The sequence below is a fragment of the Streptomyces sp. NPDC058307 genome, assembly GCF_042880295.1.
In the GTDB taxonomy this organism is placed as follows: Bacteria; Actinomycetota; Actinomycetes; order Streptomycetales; family Streptomycetaceae; genus Streptomyces.
Genome location: NZ_JBHVYZ010000038.1, coordinates 42244 through 60306, shown reverse-complemented (window position 1 = coordinate 60306; position 18063 = coordinate 42244). Strand labels below are relative to the sequence as shown.

Here is an 18063-nt window from a genome sequence, read left to right as displayed (position 1 = left end):
CTGTCGTGACCGAACGGCCGGAGGTGCCATGTCCGAAGGGGAAGCCGTGGTGGACAGATGACAGCACAGGGCCAGCGGCGTGAGCTTGCCGAGTTCCTCCGCAGCCGGCGGGCGCGGCGCACGCCTGCGGAGGCGGGGCTGCCAACCGTCGGGCGGCGGCGCACTCCTGGCCTGCGGCGCGAGGAAGTCGCGACGCTGGCCGGGGTGAGCATCACCTGGTACACGTGGTTGGAACAGGCCCGCAATATCCGCGTCTCGCGCCAGATTCTCGGAAGCCTGGCCACAGCGCTCGGACTTGATGCGGTCGAGCGGGCCCATCTGTTCCGGCTGGCCGATGAACCGCCTCCGGACCGGGCTTCACGCACCGAACTGCCACCCCAGTACGAGCTGTTGCTCACCCACCTCGACCCGAACCCGGCCTTCATCGTGAATCCGCGGTTCGACATTCTGGCCTGGAACCGCGGCTGCGAACTCCTCTACGGCGAGCTGGGCGCCCTGTCGGCATCGCGACGCAACGTCCTGTGGCTCACGTTCACCGTACCCGAGGTGCGGGAGATGACCCGAGACTGGGAGACGGAGGCCGCGCTCACTGTCGCGCTGTTCCGCACGCAGGCGAACGAAGGCATCCTGGCACCCGAGATCACTGGACTCATCGCGGAACTGTCCGACGCCAGCCCCGACTTCGCCCGCTTGTGGCGACGCAAGGACCTGGCGCCGTTCGTGCCCAAGGCCCGTACGATCGACCATCCGGTACTCGGCGAGGTCACCCTCGACTACGTGAAGCTACACGTGGCGAACGACGACAAGACGCTGGTGTCGTATCTGCTGCCACCGGGCTCAGAAATGGAAAGCCAATTCCTGAAACTCACCGGGAATCCGGATGCCTGAACGTCAGGCGACCGTGAACCCGCCGTCGACCGGGAGGACCGCGCCAGTCACGTAGTCGGCGCCAATGAGGTAAGCGATCGCGTTCGCAACATCACCAGGCCGCCCGATCCGCTTGACCGGAAGATCCGCCGCCACGGCGCTGAACTGGGCCGCACGCTGTTCCTCCGGCAGGAACGACCACCAGGGAGTGTCGACGGCCCCGGGGGCCACCGCGTTGACCCGCACCGGAGCCAGTTCGGCGGCGAGCGGGGACACGATCCGCTCGATCGCACCGTTGACCGCGGCGAGCGCCACGCTGCCGGGCAGGGCGGCCCTCGCGGTGGCTGCAGAGATCATCGTGACCGAGCCGGTGACGTCGGCCTTCTGGATCGCGTACAGGTACGGGAAGAGCTTGCCGTCGAAGGCACCCCGGATGCTGGCCAGGCTCACCTCCGCAAGCGGCCCGAACCCGAGCGCACCTGGACTGAATGCCAGCACGAGATGGTCGATGACGCCGATCCGCTGGAAGAAGTCCGCCACGTCCCTTTCTGAGGCACCGTCGATCTGTTCGGCACCGGCCACCCGGTCCTTGGCCGCCACCAGCTTCTCGGGGTCCCGTCCGGTCACGATCACCTCGGCGCCGGCAGCCGTCAGTCTCTCAGCTGCCGCGAGGCCGATCCCGGACGTCCCGCCCATGATCACAACGCGCATCGCGTGAGTCTCCGATTCAGAGGTCTGGGTTGTGTTTGCCTCATCAGCCTCGGGAATCCGGGGACAGGGAGCCAGATACGCCTGATGCTGGTGGTCCGGCCACCCCCCAAACCGTGTCCAGGTGAGGCTCAGACCGGCGTCACTATCACGACGAGGTCGCGCTGCGAGGGCCCCGGACACAGCCGGACACCGGGCCCGTCGGGCTCACGGGCCGGGCGTTGTCGAGCGGACGTGTCTCCTTGCCAGCTCAGGTGGCTGCCAGGAGGACCGCGGTGTAATGCGTGGTGAAGGTGGCGATGGTCAGGGCGGGAAGATCTCGTGGAAGCCGAACCAGGCCGGTGAGGGGTCGGGGCCTTTGAGGGCACGGTTCAGCGCCCACCCGTCGTTGGAGTGGAACAACGGTGCCAGATCGTCCTCTCCCATCCGCCCGCCCGGCCCCGGAACGTTCTGTTCAGGAGTGGTTGTCGCCGCCATGGGTCACCTCGCCATGAAGTGGAGGAGTCTTGGTGACTTGGAGTCGCACTGGGTGCCACCACGTCCGGCAGGCGGCCTTGGACTGTGCTGACCAGATCGAGCCGCACATCTGGAGCCTCCGGCCGACGAGAACCGAACAACCCCACTCCGTCCCCAACTCGGCATACGGAGTGCTGAGTCGTGGCCTGGCACAGGTCCACATCCGCGGGCCCGGGACCACGCCCGGACCACTGCGGGTCGCCGCAAGCACCGGGGGGTCCATGGAGACACCGTCGAGTGACGTGGAGTTCGACGTGGACGCTCCCCTGTTCGTGGTCTGGTCGGTGTCCCGCCTCGCGGACGGCCGTCTGCTGGAGACAACTCGAACGGTCTGGCTGGGCAGCCGGGTCCGCTTCCACTACACGGGCTGAGAGCCCTCACGGCTCGCCGGGGCTTCCAGGAATCGAGCAGCCTCCTCGGAAACTGCGGCAGATCCCTGACAGGCCCCTGGATTGAGCGGGTGCGGTTCGTGACCTGGCACCTTGTCGAATGGCCAGCCGCGGCACGAACCGTGCCGTCTATCCGCGATCGCCGCTTTCTCCCCCGTATGTCGCTGAGCGCTGATGGCGGTGTCCTTCATCCAGCCCCACTGGCCGTTGTCGGCCTCGGTCCACGCCCAGCGGTAGGGATGTGGTCCACCCACGTACTCGTCGGGCAGGCCTCCGTCGTAACGGCGGTCGAACCAGCTGGGATTGGTGTACATGTAGCCGACGATGAGGCCGAGGCGCATGTCGTGCTGGGACGCACCGACCAGGCCCATGCGCGCGCCGAAGTCTCGGCGGCCGCGTGCACGCACCCCCGGGTGGGCTGCCGCCACTCTCGTGCTGGCTCAAGTCGAGGCCTCCGACCAGCCATCCGATGCTGCGCAGCGGGCCCTGGACGTCCTTGACCAGATTCCGCCGAGCCGGCTGCGCGCGACCGCCCGCACCCGGCTGGGGCGCCTGGACGGACTGCTCGCTGCCCGCCCTGCCGACAACGTCGCCGACTTCCGCGAAGCGGTGCGGACCCTGCCGCCCCCGGTAGACACGTACGGGGCAGCCTCGGGGGGACGCCCTTGGCTGAGCTGGGTTTGGCCGCGGGGTCGAGGTGGTCTGGGTCATTCGTCGTTCCTGTTGCTCATCGCAGAAGGAATCGACTTGATGCCTCGAAAGGAGCCGTCGTTCACACTCGCGTCCTGCTCACGCCGCACCACCAGGTCGCACGTCCCGCGTCGGGCGCTCGTGTGGTTCGGTCAGGTCCTCGTAAGTGTCGGGCGGGATTGATTCCCGCCCGGCACAATGCCGCTGACGATGGGTGACGGATGAGGGGTTCAAGTCACCAGGACTCCGGGACCTGCCATTGAACGCAGGTCGGTCGCCGCCCGCCGGACGTCAAGAACTCCTTTACCGCACGACGTACGAGCTCGATTGGGATCTCTGAACGGTCAGGAAACTCAGTCATATTTCCGGCGATAAAGTAGGAGACTTTTCCACGCCCTCCCGACGCGCCGAGGGTAACCACATTCCCGTCTTGATCCATGAACTCTAGGACGCCGACCTGCAGCTTTCCGTCCACCCCCACCAGAAGCTCATGGTCCGGGAAACCGGAGGGCAGGAGCGGACGGTTCAAGGAATGCAGTTCCGCCGCATTATGAAAGGGAGGGGCTTCCAGGAGTGCATCGATCAAGGCATCTACATCTCCTTCGGAATGAATGAGTGGGAGATTTTCAGCGTGTCCCTTCTGATAGTAGGCTTCCGCCAGCCACTCCGTCACGGTGCACCTCCATATGTCTTCGACGTCCAACCACCGGCCTGATTCGGTGTATTCCATACGCGAGCGGTCTTTCAGGGCCGATCTACACCCGCAGCGCCCTGGTCGTGGTTCGCCTGTACTCGAGACCGAGTAGGTCCTCCATCGCGAGCGAGCCTTGGGACCAAGAGCGCGGCGTCTGGGCGGCCTGGAACCAGGCCCTGGCCGCCGTGATCGACCGGTTGAGTAGCGTCCAGCGCGCTTCGCGGTTGACCCGCTGCACGACGCGAAGTCTCGCTGGTGAGCACCATCGCCTGGTGCGGGCAGGTTTTCCTCTTTGGTTCCCAAGTTCTACGGCGCATTGGAGCATTCGGAATATTCATCGCACTCCATAGCAACTCGTATTAACAGTACTAAAATTCTCGATCTTGGCCCAGGATGAAACCGGATTACGTCAAGGGATGGGGAGCGGGATGAAGAAGATCGCGCGTGTGCTTGTAGCCATCACGGCGGGGGCCGGACTGACCTTCGGAGGGATCACCGCCACAGCGTCCGCCTCGCCAAGTCTGAGTTACGAGTGTCCGGACTTGGCGGAAGGGCTGGCGGGACCCTGCGTTGCCTCGTTGCAGCAGGCTCTGAACGCCAACGGCGCCAACCTGGTTGTCGACGGCATCGATGGGCCTCTCACCGCACAGGCCACGCGGGACTTCCAGTCATCTCATGGCCTTGTCGTCGACGGCATTGCGGGTCCGCGGACCAAGGCCGCGCTGACCTTGAACGCTTCCGTGCCCACCCCGCGCCTGACTACGCCTGCCGCGCCCCCGGCACCAACCCTGCCCGCCCCGAAGAAGAATCTGTACGACCGATTCACGGACGGCGTCTGCGGCATCGTCGGGGCAGGCGCCGGGGCAGCCAGCTGGGTGGTGGTCGGAGGCGCCGACGTTGCGAAAACCAAGGACCCTGCAACAGCTGCCGCTGCGGCGGCCGCAGGTGCCGCAACGGGAGCCGCAGCCACCAAGTGGGCCTGCAACAAGATAGTTGAGATCCCCCCGGCTGGCTGATCCACCCGCTCGCTGAAGCGTGATGCCCTGTCTATATGCAGACTGGGCTATGGAGCGGACAGACGGCTGGCAAAGATGGCGGCTGGGTTGTCGGCCCGGGTCGGCGCCGTCGTTGTCGAACCGTTCGCGCTGTCCAGAGGAAACCGCACTGGAACGGCTTCAGGACAGCTGGCTGCACGACACGGGTGAGAGGGACGGGCGATGAGCGTGTCGCGTCTGCCTACCAGCGTCACCAGGTGGGCGGGCGCGTTGTCTGTGCCCTGGGACTGACCTGCTGTACCGCGGTGGTTATAGAAAGCCGACCCACAGATGAGTGGCCGGGGACGATGGCCGGCACCCCAGCCCTGGTGGTGCCTATGGCGGTCGCGCCTCGTTGCGCAAGGTATGGGCGAACCAGAGGACTTCGTGTCGACCAGCAGGGCGTTGTTCACGGCGATGGAGTCGTCCGCGCGGGCGGTGGAACAGCAGACCCGCGAGCCCGCCGCCCAGGAGCTGGCGCAGCGGGACTCTGGGTTCGCGCGGATGACGGGCGAGCTGATGACCCTCCTGGGCAGCCTTGAGGAGGACTGGAAGCGCGGGCTGGTGTCCAGTCGGGAAGAACATAGGGGCACCCCCCGCCCGGCCCCGGCCCGTGCCGGCCGGATCAGCTCAGGGACGATCCTGCCAGCCCCGTGACCAGCCCAAACCGGTCCACCCGAACCACGCACTACAAGGAAAGTCCCACGCCGATCACTGCATCCCGAGACGATCACTGAACTTGCACCTCAGAAGCCCTGCAGCATTCAAAGCCCTACGGAAGCCCCAGCTCAGAGGCACACCACACCACGCAAAGAAATCCTGAAACGATCACTAGAACCCAGACCAACACGTCACCGCCTCTAGTGATCATCAACGGATTTGTCACGGGCGCTCGGTGATGGCGTGCCGGACGGTCGACCCGCTGTGGACGGCGCCGGGATGCCGGGGGAAGAGCTGGGCACGCAGGCGGCTGCCCACTCCGTCGGCGGCCACGACCACATCCGCTTCGAGGGCGCCGTCCTTGAGTGTCAGCCGCACGCTGGGCGGGGCCAGCATGGTCGGCGGAGGTCGCCTCCGCCCGACGATCAGGCACTCGGACGGCAGCCGGGATGCGCGGCCGGGCTCTCGAACAGTCACCGGTCGGTGCCGGTGTCACTGAGGCAGCGGCACATCAGGAACCCCGCCCGGTCCGCAGCCCCGGCAGCCCGCCCCCGCAACCCTCCCGGATCTGCACCCGCCCCGCCCGGCCCCGCCCCGCACGAGCCGCTGAGACGGAGTTCAGCTGGACTCGCGGACGACGAGTCGGCAGGGAACGGTGTGCAGGCCCGGTTCCGGCTCGGAGCCGATGGCGTCAAGCAGCCGCAGGGCGGCCTGCCGACCGATCTCGGCGAGGTCCGTGTCGATCGTGGTGAGGGGCGGGCGGCAGGCCAGGGCCATGACGTCCCAGTTGTCGTAGCCCACGATGGCGACCCGGCCGGGAACGTCCAGGCCGCTCTCGCGCAGGGTGTCGGCGACGCCCCTGGCGATCTGGTCGTTGCCGCAGAAGAAGGCGTCCGTGTCCGGTGCGGTGCGCAGGACCGCCTCGGCGGCGCGGCGCCCCCATGCCTCGCTCCACTCGCCGAAGTGGACACGGCCGGTGGAGAGTTCGAGCGAGGCGCGTTCCAGCAGTTCGACGGTGTGGTGGGCGCGGTCGCGGGCGGCCGCGTGGTGGGCGGGGCCGGTGATGTGCGCGATCCGGGTGCGGCCGGTCGCCAGTAGATGATCGACGGCGAGCTGCGCTCCGCTCCGGTCGTCGGAGACGACGGAAATGTCGTCCGGGTCGGTGGACGGGGAGAGCGCGTAGACCGTCGGTATCGGATCGATGCCCTTGAGCGGAGGGCGCGGGTCGGTGCGGCGGCCGGTCACGATGATGCCGTCCACCCGGCGGTCCGTGAGGTTGCGCAGGTGGTGTTGTTCGCGGATGGCGTCGCCACGGGTGTCGCACAGCAGCACCGAGATCTTCCCGGCCCCCAGCGCGTCTTCGGCGCCGAGCAGGACAGGAGTGCTGAAGCGGCCGATGCCGTCGGTGGTCATCAGCCCCACGGTCCAGCTGCGGCCGGTGTGGAGGCTCTGCGCATGCTGGTTGGGGCGGAAGTCGAGCTCCTCCACTGCTGCCAGGACGCGCTGCCGCGTCTCGGGCCGCATCCTGCCGTTGCCGTTCAGCGCTTTCGAGGCCGTGCCGACGCTGACGCCGGCCAGCTTGGCAACGTCAGCGAGCTTCGCCCGCCCGGCTGGAGGAGACCCTGGAACGACGGTCACGCGCAATCCTTTTCCTAGATGACGTCGGCGGTCCACATATTGGCACTGTTCGCGGCCACTGGCCAGCCTTGACGAGGAAACGGCAAATAGTTTGGTACCCCCCTTGACTCACGCTCGCCAGCTACCTACGTTTCCGACAGAAAAACGATTTCCCAAGCGGGTCCGAGAGACAGAGCACCGCCTGCCCGGTCTTCCCGGGACGCCATGACACCCACCGTGCGCCGGCCCCACCCGCTTCCCCCTCTACCTCTTCGGAGAGCCATGCCCCGCCCACGTTCAGCCGTGCCTTCCTCCCCGTCCTCGGCCTCGTCCGATGCGGGAGGCAGCCCCACGGGTCCGGTCCGCCTCGGTCCGGGCGCCAAGGCCGCGCTGGTCCCCGCCACCGTCGAGATACGCGCCGGTTTCTGGGACACCCGGCGTGCGGTGAACGCCCGCACCTCCATCCCGCAGGGCCCAAACCTGTTGGAGTCCGCGGGAAACCTGAACAACCTGCGGATCGTGGCGGGCATCGCCGAGGGTGAGTTCCGGGGCGGGTACCCGTTCGTGGACTCGGATGTCTACAAGTGGCTGGAGGCCGCGTCCTGGCAGCTCGCCCGGCGAACGCCCGAGGACGGGGGCCCGCTCGCCGCGGACGTGGAGCGGATCGTCGCTCTCGTCGCCGACGCGCAGCAGCCCGACGGCTATCTGAACACGTGGTTCCAGCTGCTCAAGAGCGGTGAGCGGTACCAGGACCTGCGCTGGGGCCACGAGTTGTACTGCGCCGGGCACCTCATCCAGGCCGCGGTGGCCCATCACCGGTCCACCGGCCGTACCGAACTGCTCGACGTGGCCGTGAAGTTCGCCGACCACATCGACTCGGTCTTCGGCCTGCCCGGCAGCGGCAAGCCCATCGACGGCATCGACGGCCACCCCGAGGTCGAGACCGCCCTGGTGGAGCTGTACCGGGAGACCGGCGAACGGCGCTACCTCGACCTCGCCGGCTACTTCGTCGACCGCTTCGGCCACGGACTGCTCGGCGGCGAGGCGTACTGCCAGGACCGCGTCCCCCTGCGTGAGGCGGCCAACGTCGAGGGGCACGCCGTACGCCAGTTGTACCTGCTGGCCGCCGCCACCGATCTGGCGACCGAGACGGAGGACGCCGAACTGCGCGCCGCCGCCGAACGGCTGTGGTCGGCGATGACCGCCACCAAGACGCATGTGACCGGCGGACTGGGCGCACACCACGACGAGGAGGACTTCGGCGACCCGTACGAACTCCCCAACGAGCGCGCCTACTGCGAGACCTGCGCCGCCATCGCCTCCATCCAGTGGAGCTGGCGCATGGCCCTGCTCACCGGCGAGGCCCGCTACTCCGACCTGATCGAACGCACCCTGTTCAACGGCTTCCTGGCCGGTGTCTCCCTGGACGGCGAGAGCTGGCTGTACGTGAACCCGCTCCAGGTCCGCGACGGGCACACCGACCCCGGCGGCGACCAGTCGGCCCGCCGCACCCGCTGGTTCCGGTGCGCCTGCTGCCCGCCCAACGTGATGCGGCTGCTGGCGTCCCTGGAGCACTACCTCGCCTCCAGTGACGCAGGCGGCCTGCAGATCCACCAGTACGCCACCGGGCGCTGCACCGGCGACCTCGACGGAACCCCGGTCGCGGTGCGCGTCGAGACCGGCTACCCCTGGCAGGGCACGATCGGCCTGACCGTCGAGGAGACCCCGGCCGACCGTCCCTGGACCCTCTCGTTGCGCATTCCCCAGTGGTGCCGAGAGTTCCGGGTCCGGTGCGGGGACACGGTGTACGACCAGAGCGACGCGCCGGTCAGGGACGGCTGGCTGCGACTGGAGCGCACCTGGGCGCCCGGTGACCAGGTCGTCCTCGAACTCGCCCTGGAGCCCCGCCTCACCGTCGCGGACCCCCGGGTGGACGCCGTACGCGGCTGCGTGGCGATCGAGCGTGGCCCGCTCGTGTACTGCCTGGAAGGGGTCGACCACCCCGGCGGCGGCCTGGACGACATCGTCCTCGACACCACCCGCCCCCTTCAGGTGCAGCACCGCCCGGACCTGCTCGGCGGCGTCACCACGGTCGTGGCGACCGGCCGACGGCGGCACATCACCGACGCGGGCTGGTGGCCGTACGCCTCCGCCGACAGCGCAGCCCCCGAGACGGACGGGGACCCGGTCGAACTCACCGCCATCCCCTACTACGCCTGGGCCAACCGCCAGGACGGCAGCATGCGCATCTGGCTGCCGACCTCCTGACCCCTCCCCCCTCCTCTTCCGCTTTCCCTCCTTCTTCCTCCTCCGCTCCCTACGAGCTGCCCCAAAGACAACGAGGTCACCGTGAGAAACTCCCGCCGTACCCTGATCGCCGCCATTGCCGCCGTCGGCGCGCTCACCTCCGTCGCCGCCTGCGGCGGTGGTTCCGACTCCTCCGCCTCCGGGTCCGGCAACGCCGGCGGAACGTACACCTTCTGGGACCCGTACCCGCAGTTCGACGCCTCCTCCGCCTGGGGCAAGCTCGTCACCAAGTGCGGCACCGACGCCGGGGTCAAGATCAAGCGCACCGGCATGGACACCACGGACCTGGGCAACAAGGCGCTGCTCGCCGCCCAGCAGGGCAACGCTCCCGACGTGATGCTCGTCGACAACCCGGTCGTCTCCACGCTGGTGGAGGCGGGGATCCTCAACAAGACGAGCGACCTCGGCCTGGACACGAAGCCGATCCAGAAGAACATCCTCGGCGCGGGCACGATCGACGGAGCCTCCTACGGTGTGCCGATCGGCGCCAACACCCTCGCGCTCTACTACAACGAGAAGGTGCTCTCCGCCGCCCACGTCGACCCCGCCTCCATCAAGGACTGGGCCTCGCTGACGGCGGCCCTGAAGAAGGTCAAGGACGCCGGCAAGAAGGGCATCACCTTCTCCGCGATCAACACCGAGGAGGGCAGCTTCCAGTTCCTGCCGTGGTTCTGGGGCTCCGGCGGCGACCTCACCAAGCTCGACTCGTCGAAGGGCGTGGCCGCGCTGTCCCTGTGGAAGCAGTGGGTCGACGCCGGGTACGCGCCCAAGGACGTTCTGCAGAACACCCAGACGACCAGCTGGCAGGAGTTCGCCACCGGCGACTACGCGTTCGGCGAGAACGGCACCTGGCAGCTCGGCAACGCGGAGAAGGCAGGCTTCGGCTACGGCGTCATCAGCATCCCGGCGCAGAGCGGGGGTGCGGCTCCGGTACCGACCGGCGGCGAGTTCGTCACCGTGCCCGTGCAGAAGGACAGCGCACGCTACGACGTCAGCAAGAAGATCGTCACCTGCCTGACCAACTCCGCCAACCTGCTGTCCACGGACACCACGCTGGCCTACGTCGCCCCCACCGTGGCGGTGCAGGCCAAGCAGGTCACGGCGAACCCGAAGCTCAAGCCGTGGGTCGACGCGGTGGCCGCGGCGCGCGGGCGCACCAGTGGTGGTCTGGGCACCAAGTACCCGACCATCTCCCAGCCGATGTGGACCGCTGTGCAGAGCGCCCTGTCCGGCGGCCAGAGCCCGCAGGCCGCTCTCGAGACCGCGCAGAAGGCCGCTGACAAGGGCAAGAGCTGACACTCGAGGTCCTCGTGGCACACCCGGGGCATCCTCCGGCAGGACCGCACGACCCCCGAAGCGTCCGGACACCGCCACCGCCCCGGGCAGGCCACCCGCACACAGGAGTTCGCATGACCATCGCCCGCGTCGACCGCCGCGCACAGCGGTCCCCGGTCAGGTCCGGGTCGACCGGCACCGCCGACCCGACGGACGTGTCGGCGCTCCGGCGCCGCCAGCGCCGCAAGAGCCGGCTGACCGCACTGGCGTTTCTCGCGCCGCTGGCCGTCTACCTCATCGCGTTCTACGCCTATCCCCTGTACCGCAACCTCGACCTGAGCCTGCGCAACTACACCGTTCGCTCGTTCGTGGCGGGCGACGCGCCCTTCTCGGGGCTGGACAACTTCAGGACCGTCCTGGACGATCCCACGTTCGGCCCGGCGATGCGCCACACCATGATCTTCACCTTTGTGTCGATCGCCTTCCAGTACGCCGCCGGGCTCGCGCTCGCGGTCTTCTTCAACCGCCACTTCCGGCTGGCCGGCACCCTCAGGGCGCTGTTCCTGATCCCCTGGCTGCTGCCGCTGATCGTGTCGGCGTCGACCTGGTCGTGGATGTTCAACAGCGAGTCCGGGGTCCTCAACTACGCCCTCCACTTCGTGGGCGTGGCCCCGGTCGACTGGCTCAACTCACCGGACTGGGCACTGCCCTCGGTCATCATCGCCAACATCTGGATCGGCATCCCGTTCAACCTGGTGATCCTCTACAGCGGCCTGCAGAACATCCCCGGTGAGCTGTACGAGGCCGCGTCCCTGGACGGGGCGAGCGCCTGGCAGCAGTTCCGCCGGATCACCTTCCCGCTGCTGCGGCCGGTGTCGGCGATCACGCTGCTGCTGGGTCTCGTCTACACCCTGAAGGTCTTCGACCTGATCTGGATCATGACCAAGGGCGGCCCGAGTGACGCCTCGTCCACGCTGGCGACCTGGTCCTACCAGCTCGGATTCGGCACGCTGCTGCCGAAGTTCGGCCCGGGCGCGGCCGTCGGCAACATCCTCATCCTCATCGCCCTCGTCTTCGGGCTGCTGTACATCCGCGTCCAGAGGAGGCAGGAAGCGTGAAGTCGCGTACCGGATCCCGCCGTTACACCGTCATCGGGCTCGTGCTCACCGCCGTGATGCTGTTCCCGGTGTACTGGATGATCAACGTGTCGCTCACCCCGCAGCAGGACATGCGCAAGAGCCCACCCGACCTGCTGCCGCTGCACCCCACCTTCGAGGGCTACCGGGCCGTGCTCAACGACCAGATGCCCTACCTCGGCACCAGCCTGCTCATCGGTCTGGGCACGGTCGTCCTCACCCTCGTCCTCGCGGCCCCGGCCGGTTTCGCGCTGGCCAAGCTCCGGCCCTTCGGCGGCGGAGTTCTCGGCCTCGTCCTGCTGGTCGCCCAGATGATCCCCGGCATCGTCATGGCGATGGGCTTCTACGGCATCTTCCTCGACCTCGGGCTGCTGAACTCCTGGTGGGGTCTGATCATCGCGGACTCGACCATCGCCGTGCCCTTCGGCGTCATGATCTTCACGGCGTTCATGTCGGGCATCCCCGGCGAGCTGATCGCCGCGGCCCGCATCGACGGCGCCGGCACCTGGCGCACCTTCCGGTCCGTCGTGCTTCCGGTGAGCCGCAACGCGATCGTCACGGTCTCCCTCTTCAGCTTCCTGTGGGCCTGGTCCGACTTCGTCTTCGCCAACACCCTCGACGGCGGCGGCGACTGGCGGCCGATCACCCTCGGCATCTACCACTACATCGGCAACAACAACCAGGAGTGGAACGCGATCATGGCCACCGCCGTCGTCGCGTCCCTGCCGGCCGCGGTGCTCCTCGTCCTCGCCCAGCGCTACGTGGCCGCCGGCGTGACCGCGGGCGCGGTCAAGGACTGAGCACCTGTGCCCACCGCCCCCGACCCACCGGCCAGGCGGGGCCGTGCTCCGCCGCCTCGCTCGTACACCACGTTCGCTCGTACACCACGTGGGGCTGCCACCCGTCACAAGGGTTCACGTCCCCCGCGATCCGTCCGGCCTGTCCCCCGAGCCGCCCCACCCCGGCGCACCCCGCCACCAGCACGTCCCGTCCAGCACTCAGGAGAGCCGCTGATGTCATACCTGAGCTCCCAGCGCCGCCGCAGAGCCACCCTCGGCCGCGCCACCGCCGCCACCCTCGCCACGGCCCTGGCCACCACGGCCGTCGTCCTGACGGGCACCTCCGCCCAGGCCACCCCCACCTCCTCCACCACTCTGGTGGTCAACGCCGACCAGACCCTGCGTCCGGTCACCCACGTCGGCACGGGCAGCCTCTACGGCCTCGCCGACGACACCACCCCCGCCGACACCCTGGTCCAGGCGCTGAAGCCGAACACCTTCGTGCAGATGGCACCGGGCGGCTCCCAGCTGCCCAACGGCGAGCCCAAGCCCGCCGGTGACGCCCTGGTCGTGGCGCCGAAGGCGGCCCGCGCCGGCGCCAAGGTGGTCGCGCGGATGCCGGACTGGTACCCGGACTTCCCCTACAAGTGGGTCAGCATGAGCGACTGGCTGTCCGCCGTGGACAAGCAGATCGCCGCCGTGAAGGCCTCCAACGTCACCAACATCTCGGCCTGGGCCATCTGGAACGAGCCCGACGCGAACTGGGACACCACCCACGCCGGCCCGTTCGACGCCGCGTGGAGCACGACGTACAAGGAGATCCGCTCCAAGGACACCACCACCCCGATCCAGGGTCCCAGCTTCGCGACGTACACCCGCGCGAAGATGCAGACGTTCCTCCAGGACGCCATCGCCAACAACGCCGTGCCCGACGTCATCGCCTGGCACGAGCTGCAGAGCAGCGCGAACATAGCCGCCCACATCGCCGACTACCGCGCCCTGGAGTCCAGCCTCGGCCTCAGCCAGCGGCCGATCGACATCGAGGAGTACGGCACGCCGTCCGAGATGGGCAACTCCGGCGCGCTCGTCGGCTACGCCGCCAAGTTCGAGCGGGCCGGCGTACGTGACGCCGAACTCGCCTTCTGGAACCACTACGGCACCCTCGGCGACACCCTGACCGACACCGGCGGCTCGCCCAACGGCTCGTACTGGACGTACAAGTGGTACGGCGACATGTCCGGGAACATGCTCGTCACGACGCCTCCGGCCCAGACCGGCATCGACGGCATCGCCGCCCGCAACGGCGCCGGCAACCAGATCAGTGTCGTCGCCGGCGGCTGCAGCGGCTCCTGCGCGGTGACCGTCAACGGCCTGTCGTCCCTGTCGGCCTTCGGCTCCACGGTCCACGTCAAGCTGGAGTACAGCCCGGACACCGGCCGTACGACCGCCTCCCCCGGCCCGATCACCGTCTCCGACGCCGACTACACGGTCACGAACGGCTCGATCACCGTTCCGGTGGCGATGAACGCCTCCGACGGCTACCACCTGGTCATCACCCCCAGCGGCACCAACACCTCCCTGGCCGGGCGGTACCAGATCACCAACAAGAACAGCGGACTCGCCCTGGACACACAGAACGCGGGCACCGCTCAGGGCACCTCGGTCGTGCAGTCCACGTCCACCACGGGCACCGACCAGAACTGGACCCTGACGGCCGCCGGCTCCGGCCTCTACAAGATTGTCAACCAGAAGAGCGGGCTGCTGCTCGGTATCACCAACGCCGGCACCAGTGACGGCGGCACCGCCCTGATCTGGGGTGACAACGGCACCGCCGACCATCTCTGGCAGGTCATCCCGGCACCGGGCGGCTACTACAAGATCGCCAACTACAACAGTGGCCGTCTGCTCGGCGTCACCAACATGAGCACCACCTCCGGCGCACAGGTCATCCAGTGGACCGACAACGGCACCGCCGACCACCTCTGGAAACTCACCTCCCGCTGAGACACCCACCAACGGCCCCGCGCCTGCCAACCAGGGCAGACGCGGGGCCAGCGCGTATGGCGGGCGACTTCAGGCAATGGGCCTTGCGCGGTGCCGCGTCAGAGGTGAGCCGAGCCGCGTCCCTGCCCAGGACGACCGGCGCCCGGCCGACCTTCACGTGGCCACCACCGGGTGCTGCCTGAGACAGGGTCTATCAAACGAGCGGTGTGACTGGGTAGTTGGGCTTACTGACGGGCTGCGGAGGGGCGGCCGTCGAAGGTGATGTCGAAGGCGTTCAGCGCGGTCTTCCAGCGCATGGTCCAGCGGGCCTGGCCTTTGCCGGTGTGATCGAAGGACATGATCGCCATGTAGACGCATTTCAACGCGGCCTGCTCGTTGGGGATGTGCCCGCGGGCCTTGACCGCCCGTCGGATCCGCGCGGAGCAATGCTCAAGACTTGTGGATCGGGGCTTGGGTGGCACGCGAGGGGGCGTACCTTCCCGAGTGATCGATTGGAAGGTCACCGAGTAGGCCGGCGTTCGACGGCCATCACCAGCCGCGGAAGGTCACCACCTCCGCCGGAGTCGTCGAGGTCACGGCCCCGCGCGTGAACGACAAGCGCATCGACGAGGCCACGGGCGAACGCAAGCGGTTCTCCTCGGCGATCCTGCCGCCCTGGGCACGGAAGTCCCCGAAGATCAGCGAGGTGCTGCCACTGCTCTACCTGCACGGCCTGTCCTCCGGCGACTTCGCACCCGCGCTTGAGCAGTTCCTCGCCTCCTCGGCCGGCCTCTCGCCCGCCACCGTGACGCGGCTGACCGTTCAATGGCAGGCTGACCACAGGGCGTTCATGGACCGCGACCTGTCCACCACCGACTACGTGTACGTCTGGGCCGACGACGTCCACCTGCGCATCCGCCTGGAGGAGGCGAAGGCCGCGGTCCTGGTGCTCATGGGCGTGCGGGCCGACGGCACGAAGGAACTGATCGCGATGACCGACGGATACCGCGAGTCGTCCGAGGCGTGGGCCGGGCTGCTGCGGGACTGCGCTCGCCGGGGCATGCGAGCCCCGGTCCTGGCCGTCGGCGACGGCGCACTCGGCTTCTGGAACGCGCTGAACGAGGTGTTCCCCGAAACCCGCCATCAAAGGTGCTGGGTTCACAAAACGGCCAATGTTTTGGACGCGCTGCCCAAGTCGGCCCCGCCCGCGGCCAAGCGCGCGGTTCAGGAGATTTACAACGCCGAGCACAAGGAGCACGCGGCCAGGGCCGTCCGCGCCTTCGAACGCGCCTACCAGGCGAAATACCCCAAGGTCGTCAAGCGGATCACGGACGACGAGGACGAGTTGCTGGCGTTTTTCGACTTCCCCGCCGAGCACTGGGTCCATCTGCGCACCACAAATCCGATCGAGTCGGCCTTCGCCACGGTCCGGTTGCGGACGAAGGTCACCAAGGGCGCCGGCAGCCGGGGAGCTGCCCTCGCCATGGTCTTCAAGCTGATCGAATCCGCGCAGGCCCGCTGGCGCGCGGTCAACGCACCCCATCTTGTGGCGCTCGTGCGGGCGGGCGCCCGTTTTGAACGCGGTCACCTGGTCGAGCGCCCCGAGGAGGCCGCCGCATGAATGGCCTCAACGGCCCCGATGACCGTCTCACCGAGGACGAGCACCAACGATTCGCCCGCTACCTGCACGAGCTGGCCGTCGTCCGTGACGAAGACGAAGCCGATCTGGTGACCAGAATCCTGCGCGACCCGGACACGACGATGGCGCAGTCGGCCATCGTCCGCCACCTCGACCGCCGCGCGGCCCTACTGCTGACCGACGACGGGTTCACCGCCTGGGCCCGCGCGATGGCCGAGATCAGCGCGGAGCGGGAGTTCCTCGCCCGCCGTCTGCGCGCATGGACCCTGCCGTGGTCCATCACCGTGGGCGAGCCGTAGGATTCGGAGGAAGTCACCACCGGATCCGACTGGTTCCAGCGCAAGGCCGTCGAGATCCTGCCCTCACCCGCCGTCCTCACCCTGCTCGCCGAGGCCGGAAGAACCCGACGTGTCCGCGCTGACGCCAGTCGCCGACTGCGTCAGCGACACCACCGCGACTGACTTGATCCACAGGTCTTGACTATTCCTCTGTCCGAGGTCGGCCTCGATCATGTGGGGCTGGCGCTCGGGGTGGAGATGTCCCGCCTGGCCCGCAGCGGACGCGAGTGGCATCAGCTGCTGGAACTGTGCGCGCTGGCCGGCGCCCTGCTGGCCGACCCGGACGGCATCTACGACCCGGCCGAGCACAACGACCGCATGCTGCTGGGGCTGAAAAGGGCACGATCAGTGAGGCCGAACTGCCTCTGATCAAGCAGCGGATGTGGAACGGGCGGATCACCAAGGCCTGACGCGGAGAGCTCGCCGTCCCCCTGCCCATCGGCTATGCCCGGCTGGTGGACGGGCAGGTCGTCAAGGACCCCGCACATAGGGGCAACAACCTCCGCCTGCACCTGACCGTCGGCATGCGTGCGTTCATCGAGACGAACGCCGAGTGGCTCACCGTGTTCCACCTGCCCACCTACGCCCCGGACCTCAACCCACAGGAGGGCATCTGGTCACTGGTCAAACGCGAGATCGGCAACCTCGCCGCCGCGGACCTCACTCAGATCACCCGAGCCGTGAAACGTCGGCTCAAGAGGATCCAGTACCGTCCAGAACTCGTCGACGGCTGCCTCGCAACCACGGCCTGACCCTGAAGGACTGACGTGACTCGTTCCTCCTCCCAGTTCGCGTAGTCGCCCATCGCCACGTCATCACACAAGGTCTCCCACAACCCGTTGTCTGCGAGTGCGGTGGCATCGAGAGCAGCGAGGAGCCGACGAAGCTCGTCCGCCACCTCCTGGAACCTGTCCTCCTCGTCTTCCTCGTAGAACGGGAAGCGGGCGATGATGCCCGCGACGCACCGGTGGAAGGCTTCGAGGTCCCTGTTCACATGCCAGGCGGTCGCGGACCCGATCTTGGGGATCTGCACGACGCGACACGAAGCCACATCGACGCCGAGCCGACCGAACAGGCCGCTGGACCCAAAGACGACCAACCCGCTCTCACCGATCCCGTCCAGGAACGTCGCCTCAGTCAGCGGTTGGTACTCATAACCGATCAGCCCTGCTGGGACGCCGACTTCCCGCAGATCGGCGACGATCTCGGCAGGCACCCCTGGTGAGCAGCCGATACGGACCACGGCGTACTGGGGCAACGGCAACGGCGGGAAGTCTCGGATCACGCGAGCATCATCCTCGTGCTCCAACCACACCGGGAAGGCGCGAGCTGGCCCCTGCCACCCTGCGGTGGGCCCCGACATCACTCAATCAAGTTCAGTAGCGCCGTGGGGCCCCCCCGGGGGGGGGGGGGGGGGCCGGGGGGGGGTGA

The 18063-nt window shown here is 68.2% G+C and carries 18 protein-coding genes and 3 pseudogenes; 13 read left to right on the top strand and 8 right to left on the bottom strand.

What is annotated here, in order from left to right; all coding sequences use genetic code 11:
- Positions 1–57 precede the first annotated feature (57 nt).
- Positions 58–888: a helix-turn-helix transcriptional regulator gene (locus tag ACFVYN_RS25600; protein WP_390002190.1), complete on the top strand. Its 831-nt coding sequence runs from the start codon at positions 58–60 to the stop codon at positions 886–888.
- Between the two features lie 3 nt (positions 889–891).
- Here ACFVYN_RS25600 and ACFVYN_RS25595 read toward each other — a convergent pair whose 3' ends face one another.
- Positions 892–1578: an SDR family oxidoreductase gene (locus tag ACFVYN_RS25595; protein ID WP_390002188.1), complete on the bottom strand. Its 687-nt coding sequence runs from the start codon at positions 1576–1578 to the stop codon at positions 892–894.
- Between the two features lie 247 nt (positions 1579–1825).
- A pseudogene (locus tag ACFVYN_RS25590) lies at positions 1826–1938 on the bottom strand (hemolysin III family protein); the annotation flags it as partial.
- 374 nt (positions 1939–2312) lie between these two features.
- On the opposite strand from ACFVYN_RS25590, the gene ACFVYN_RS25585 reads away from it, so the two are divergent.
- On the top strand, positions 2313–2462 hold the full coding sequence (locus ACFVYN_RS25585; RefSeq protein ID WP_390002186.1) for a hypothetical protein: 150 nt from the start codon (positions 2313–2315) through the stop codon (positions 2460–2462).
- Here the strand turns inward: ACFVYN_RS25585 and ACFVYN_RS25580 are convergent.
- Both ACFVYN_RS25580 and ACFVYN_RS25575 read right to left on the bottom strand, forming a co-directional pair.
- Positions 2450–2851, bottom strand: a complete 402-nt coding sequence (locus tag ACFVYN_RS25580) for a hypothetical protein (RefSeq protein WP_390002185.1) — start codon at positions 2849–2851, stop codon at positions 2450–2452. The genes ACFVYN_RS25585 and ACFVYN_RS25580 overlap by 13 nt on opposite strands.
- Before the next feature lie 554 nt (positions 2852–3405).
- Positions 3406–3843, bottom strand: a complete 438-nt coding sequence (locus ACFVYN_RS25575; RefSeq protein ID WP_390002184.1) for an Imm1 family immunity protein — start codon at positions 3841–3843, stop codon at positions 3406–3408.
- Positions 3844–4292: 449 nt separating this feature from the next.
- Between ACFVYN_RS25575 and ACFVYN_RS25570 the strand changes: the two genes are divergently transcribed.
- Positions 4293–4880, top strand: coding sequence for a peptidoglycan-binding protein (locus tag ACFVYN_RS25570; protein ID WP_390002182.1), 588 nt, complete (start codon positions 4293–4295; stop codon positions 4878–4880).
- Between the two features lie 405 nt (positions 4881–5285).
- The gene (locus tag ACFVYN_RS25565; RefSeq protein WP_390002180.1) at positions 5286–5555 is read left to right on the top strand and encodes a hypothetical protein; all 270 of its coding nucleotides are present in this window, start codon (positions 5286–5288) and stop codon (positions 5553–5555) included.
- Positions 5556–5780: 225 nt separating this feature from the next.
- Here the strand turns inward: ACFVYN_RS25565 and ACFVYN_RS25560 are convergent, their stop codons facing one another.
- Together ACFVYN_RS25560 and ACFVYN_RS25555 are read right to left on the bottom strand one after the other, a co-directional pair.
- On the bottom strand, positions 5781–5954 hold the full coding sequence (locus ACFVYN_RS25560) for a hypothetical protein (RefSeq protein WP_390002179.1): 174 nt from the start codon (positions 5952–5954) through the stop codon (positions 5781–5783).
- Positions 5955–6176: 222 nt separating this feature from the next.
- On the bottom strand, positions 6177–7196 hold the full coding sequence (locus ACFVYN_RS25555) for a LacI family DNA-binding transcriptional regulator (RefSeq protein ID WP_390002177.1): 1020 nt from the start codon (positions 7194–7196) through the stop codon (positions 6177–6179).
- 261 nt (positions 7197–7457) lie between these two features.
- Between ACFVYN_RS25555 and ACFVYN_RS25550 the strand changes: the two genes are divergently transcribed.
- From ACFVYN_RS25550 to ACFVYN_RS25530, 5 genes are all read left to right on the top strand, one after another.
- Positions 7458–9443 carry a glycoside hydrolase family 127 protein gene (locus ACFVYN_RS25550; protein ID WP_390002175.1) on the top strand — a complete coding sequence of 662 codons (1986 nt, stop codon included), beginning with the start codon at positions 7458–7460 and terminating at the stop codon, positions 9441–9443.
- An 81-nt stretch (positions 9444–9524) separates the two neighbouring features.
- Positions 9525–10778, top strand: a complete 1254-nt coding sequence (locus ACFVYN_RS25545; RefSeq protein ID WP_390002174.1) for an extracellular solute-binding protein — start codon at positions 9525–9527, stop codon at positions 10776–10778.
- Between the two features lie 113 nt (positions 10779–10891).
- Positions 10892–11875: a carbohydrate ABC transporter permease gene (locus ACFVYN_RS25540; protein WP_390002173.1), complete on the top strand. Its 984-nt coding sequence runs from the start codon at positions 10892–10894 to the stop codon at positions 11873–11875.
- Positions 11872–12693, top strand: a complete 822-nt coding sequence (locus ACFVYN_RS25535; RefSeq protein WP_390002172.1) for a carbohydrate ABC transporter permease — start codon at positions 11872–11874, stop codon at positions 12691–12693. Before ACFVYN_RS25540 ends, ACFVYN_RS25535 begins: the two co-directional genes overlap by 4 nt.
- 213 nt (positions 12694–12906) lie before the next feature.
- A complete protein-coding gene (locus tag ACFVYN_RS25530; RefSeq protein ID WP_390002170.1) occupies positions 12907–14676 on the top strand; it encodes an RICIN domain-containing protein in 1770 nt (589 codons plus the stop codon).
- Positions 14677–14900: 224 nt separating this feature from the next.
- Here the strand turns inward: ACFVYN_RS25530 and ACFVYN_RS25525 are convergent.
- Positions 14901–15101, bottom strand: a pseudogene (locus ACFVYN_RS25525) (IS256 family transposase); the annotation flags it as partial.
- Between the two features lie 95 nt (positions 15102–15196).
- Here ACFVYN_RS25525 and ACFVYN_RS25520 point away from each other — a divergent pair.
- The 4 genes and pseudogenes from ACFVYN_RS25520 to ACFVYN_RS25505 form a co-directional block, all read left to right on the top strand.
- Positions 15197–16276 (top strand): annotated as a pseudogene (locus ACFVYN_RS25520) (IS256 family transposase); the annotation flags it as partial.
- Positions 16273–16593, top strand: coding sequence for a hypothetical protein (locus ACFVYN_RS25515; RefSeq protein ID WP_390002168.1), 321 nt, complete (start codon positions 16273–16275; stop codon positions 16591–16593). The pseudogene ACFVYN_RS25520 and the gene ACFVYN_RS25515, both read left to right, overlap by 4 nt.
- Before the next feature lie 177 nt (positions 16594–16770).
- Entirely contained in the window at positions 16771–17001 is a 231-nt protein-coding gene (locus ACFVYN_RS25510; RefSeq protein WP_390002166.1) for a hypothetical protein, read from the top strand.
- A gap of 86 nt (positions 17002–17087) precedes the next feature.
- On the top strand, positions 17088–17384 hold the full coding sequence (locus tag ACFVYN_RS25505; RefSeq protein ID WP_390002164.1) for a transposase: 297 nt from the start codon (positions 17088–17090) through the stop codon (positions 17382–17384).
- On the opposite strand, the gene ACFVYN_RS25500 is transcribed toward ACFVYN_RS25505, so the two are convergent.
- Positions 17297–17995, bottom strand: a complete 699-nt coding sequence (locus ACFVYN_RS25500) for an SUKH-4 family immunity protein (RefSeq protein WP_390002163.1) — start codon at positions 17993–17995, stop codon at positions 17297–17299. The genes ACFVYN_RS25505 and ACFVYN_RS25500 overlap by 88 nt on opposite strands.
- Positions 17996–18063 lie beyond the last annotated feature (68 nt).